This is a genomic window from Nocardioides sp. NPDC057772 (assembly GCF_042798075.1).
Classification (GTDB): Bacteria; Actinomycetota; Actinomycetes; order Propionibacteriales; family Nocardioidaceae; genus Nocardioides.
Map to the genome: position 1 here is coordinate 1 of NZ_JBHVKN010000314.1, position 3776 is coordinate 3776.

5 protein-coding genes are annotated in these 3776 nt (G+C 63.7%); 1 reads left to right on the top strand and 4 read right to left on the bottom strand.

The features are described from left to right. Positions 1-180 precede the first annotated feature (180 nt). On the top strand, positions 181-1482 hold the full coding sequence (locus ACFVJS_RS26900; RefSeq protein ID WP_378886624.1) for an IS256 family transposase: 1302 nt from the start codon (positions 181-183) through the stop codon (positions 1480-1482). A gap of 12 nt (positions 1483-1494) precedes the next feature. Here the strand turns inward: ACFVJS_RS26900 and ACFVJS_RS26905 are convergent, their stop codons facing one another. The 4 genes from ACFVJS_RS26905 to ACFVJS_RS26920 all read right to left on the bottom strand — a co-directional run. Next, a complete protein-coding gene (locus ACFVJS_RS26905; protein ID WP_378886620.1) occupies positions 1495-1836 on the bottom strand; it encodes a polymorphic toxin-type HINT domain-containing protein in 342 nt (113 codons plus the stop codon). A gap of 257 nt (positions 1837-2093) precedes the next feature. Then, positions 2094-2966: an RHS repeat-associated core domain-containing protein gene (locus ACFVJS_RS26910; protein ID WP_378886621.1), complete on the bottom strand. Its 873-nt coding sequence runs from the start codon at positions 2964-2966 to the stop codon at positions 2094-2096. 16 nt (positions 2967-2982) lie between these two features. Continuing rightward, the gene (locus tag ACFVJS_RS26915) at positions 2983-3399 is read right to left on the bottom strand and encodes a hypothetical protein (RefSeq protein WP_378886622.1); all 417 of its coding nucleotides are present in this window, start codon (positions 3397-3399) and stop codon (positions 2983-2985) included. Further along, on the bottom strand, positions 3396-3776 hold a 381-nt coding region (locus tag ACFVJS_RS26920), incomplete at its 5' end, for a hypothetical protein (protein WP_378886623.1). The genes ACFVJS_RS26915 and ACFVJS_RS26920, both read right to left, overlap by 4 nt.

The window sequence follows — 3776 nt, forward strand, 5'->3', positions numbered from 1 at the left end:
GAGGGCACTCGGGTCCAGTGTCGCTTCAAACGCCACCTGGTCCTTGACCCAGTCGTCGTCTTTGCCTTCAAAGCCCCCGTAGAACTCCTCCGGCGGGTCTGTCAGGAAATCTGTGTAACCGGCTCGGCGTGATGCCACGGATCTGGTCCGTGGCGGAAGGAACATCACGTCATGAACGACATGGACGAGCGCGGGCCGCGTGAGCGGACGGGCGGGCCGGCTGGGCGGTCGGTGGTGCCGGCTGTTGCGGGCCAGGACATGGCCACCTTGGCCGAGCAGTTGGTGGCGTCTGCGGCTGAGCGTGGGATCGAGCTGACCGGTGAGGATGGCTTGTTGACCGCGCTGACCAAGCAGGTGCTGCAATCGGCGTTGCAGGCCGAGATGGACCACCACCTCGGGTACGGCAAGCACGATATCGCCGGCCGTGGCAGCGGGAACTCGCGCAACGGGACGAGCCCGAAGACGGTGACCACCGAGATCGGTCAGATCGAACTCGACGTACCGCGGGACCGGGCAGGTACGTTCGAGCCGCAGATCGTGCCCAAGCGCAAGCGTCGGCTGACTGGGTTCGACGACGCGGTCATCTCGCTGTACGCGAAGGGGATGACGACCGGTGACATCGTCGAGCACCTCGAGGAGGTCTACGACACCACGATCAGCCGGGATCTGGTGTCCACGGTGACTGAGAAGGTCACTAAGCAGATGCAGGAGTGGCAGTCGCGGCCGTTGGACCCGGTCTACCCGGTGGTCCTCATCGATGCGCTCTTCCTCAAGGTCCGTGACGGGTCGGTGGGGAACCGGCCGGTCTACGTCGCGATGGGCGTCAACCTCGACGGGGTCCGGGACGTGCTCGGGATGTGGATCGGGCCCACCGGTGGGGAGGGTTCGAAGCAGTGGGCCACGATGCTGTCCGACCTGAAGAACCGGGGTGTCCAGGACGTGTGCATCGTGTGCTGTGACGGGCTCAAGGGCCTGCCGGACTCGATCCGGGCGATCTGGCCCGACGCGACGGTGCAGACCTGCGTGGTCCACCTGGTCCGCAACAGCCTGCGTCTATCGAGCAGGAAGGACTGGCAGAAGGTCACCACCGGACTGCGGCGGATCTACACCGCGCCCACCGTCACCGCAGCGGAGGCCGAGTTCGCCGACTTCACCGAACGCTGGGACGAGCGCTACCCGGCGATGATCAACACGTGGCGCAACGCCTGGGACGAGTTCGCGCCGTTCCTGGAGTTCCCGCCCGAGGTCCGCAAGCTGATCTACACCACCAACGCGATCGAGTCCCTCAACGCCCGATTCCGGGTAGCGACCAAACGCCGTGGACACTTCCCCGACGAACAGTCCGCACTCAAGGTTCTCTACCTCGCGATCCGACACCGCGAGAAGAACAAGGGCAACAACCCCACCGGCCGAGTCAATGGCTGGCAGCCCATCCTCAACGTACTATCGATGACCTACGGCGACCGCCTAGGACTCAACTGAGCCGATGACCGTTTACACAGAAAATCGGACAGACCCCTTATCAGACGGCGCCAGAGCAGAGTTGAAAGCGTCGTCAATGCCAAAGGCAGGGCATGCGCCAGCATTGTGAACCAGCACATCGTCAACGCCCACGAAGTAGGTGTGCAGATCCTCGACCGTGAAGTTGTACGCGGTCAGATCCTGCTCGGTGACCAGCGTCGCAAAGACCAAGTTCTTGTCACCATCAGCCTCGATGAGCACGTCACCGGGCTCCAGGTCGATCGCGTCGACCCACGCCTGCTCACCTTCGACCCAGAACGGGTGCTCGTCGGTCGCGTCGATCGTAGTTCCGTCCGCGAGCCGCACCTTGACCATCGTGCGGACCCGAGTGCCGGATCAGATCGACGACCTTCCTCGGCCCCATCACCCCGGTGATCGGGTTCTTGGCCATCACCCAGTCGCCGAGCTTGACCTCCTTGATGGGCTTCCTGGTGCCGTCAGCCATCAACACGAGCGTGTCACCGCTGAACGAGTTGCACGTCTTGCCTACGGTGTTTGCGGTGGTGGCGGGAAGCCTGGGTGCGGTGCCGGGTTTGAAGTTCTTGATGTTCTTCAGGAACGATTTGATGCCGCTAGATGCACCGGAGGCCGGGCCGGATGTTCCGCCGGCGAAGACGGCGGGGATCCCGGCGAGGACGTAAGAGGTCGTAGGTATCCGCGAGGCTGCGGACAACTCCAGGGCCCCAGTCCATCGGGCTTCCGGTGTTCTCGTAGGTCTTGGGCTGATAGGTGCGTGGGGCTGGCTCAGAGAGACCGTCTGATGTCCAGGTCTTGGGCGCATCGCCCTGCCCAGAGAAGAGGTTCAAGATGCCGTCGAAGAACCCACCACCGTCGCCGCTGCTGTCTGAAGAACCGCCGCTAGTGTCCGCGATGGTCATGTGCCCGTCGAGCTCGATGCGGCCGATCGGGTTCCCACCCGCGAACGCGTACCTGTTGGTGTTCCACGGGTCGGTACCGAGGGCGAGGTCCTTCAGCGCTCCCTGGTAGAAGTCGCGGGTGAGGAACCGGTTGATGCCAGGGTCGTAGTCACGGAACCCGACGTCGTAGGTACCGGTACCGCCGTGGATCCGTTTCCCGGAAAACCGGTAGGGATTGACGTTGTCGAGGTCGGCGGCCATCCGGTCGGTCTCGGACGCGGCGGTGGAGTAGGCGTCCTGGCCGGTGGTGCCCTTCTTGTCCGGGGCACCGTAGGCGGTGTACCGGTAGGTCGAGGCGGTGGTGCCGTCGGCCTTGGTCAGGGTCTCGACATCACCGTGGGGGTTGGTGCCGTAGTACTGGGTCTCGGTGGTGGTGCCGTTGACCGGGGTGTCGGTCAACTGCAGCTTTTCGCCACTGGGCCCGTAGGAGTAGTTCTTGGCGACCTCCCAGGTCCCGCCGGTGTTCTTCTCTTCCTCGACCGCGACTTGGTCGGCTTCCCCGTGATCGCGGTGGTCTCCGCTGCTCACGGGTTGTGCGGTTGAATCAGTCGCCCTCTGCCTCCGCAACATACGACTCGAACAGCGCAAGGGCACTCGGCTCGAATTCGAGGAGGGCCTGGACGTGAGCCGGATCCTCGACGAGTTCGGGATAGCCCCACGTCGCAACCGACGGCTCCGACCAGAGGTCACGACCTGACGCGCGAATCCCGGCCTCAAGGCCGAATCGCCAACCCGCCGGCAGCGGGGCAACGAAGAGTTCGAAGAAGCCTGCATGGGCGAAGCACGGGCCACCTGAATCATCGCGCACCAGGAGATAGAAGGCCCGCTCCGCGATTGTCATGCCGACGACCGCATACGCCTTCCCGACCGTCAACGGATACGAACTCTCTATCGCGATCGCACGGCTCTGCTGGTGATCGGCGAGGCCTTTCGGATCGTTGGCGATGCAGACGGCTCTCATCGCGACACGAACTTGAAGTCGTCCACACTCCCGGTGAGCGTGTTGTAGACGTAGTGGATATTCACGTCGCCCTCGATCTGCTGCATCTTGACCCAACCATCGCTGCCCGGCCACCTAGAGTCCCCCATCTTGATCCGCGTGACCGGCGAACCAGCAGGGTTGTTACGTACGGCAGTCATCGCCATCTGTTCTTTCAGATTCTCCGGAACAGTTCGGCCCGTCGATCCGCGACCAAGGGGCTTCGGAGCCGACGGTAACAGGCCAGGCAACTCGTCTCCCGACTTTGCGGCGCCTGCTGCCTCGTCTCCCCACCGTAGGCCCTTGAACCAGGGGAAGAATCCTGCGATGGCGATGGCGCAGGCAAGGGACGACTCCTT

Coding starts and splice junctions, on each gene's coding strand:
- ACFVJS_RS26900 (WP_378886624.1), top strand. CDS start 181: ATGGACGAGCGCGGGCCGCGTGAGCGGACGGGCGGGCCGGCTGGGCGG.
- ACFVJS_RS26905 (WP_378886620.1), bottom strand. CDS start 1,836: ATGGTCAAGGTGCGGCTCGCGGACGGAACTACGATCGACGCGACCGAC.
- ACFVJS_RS26915 (WP_378886622.1), bottom strand. CDS start 3,399: ATGAGAGCCGTCTGCATCGCCAACGATCCGAAAGGCCTCGCCGATCAC.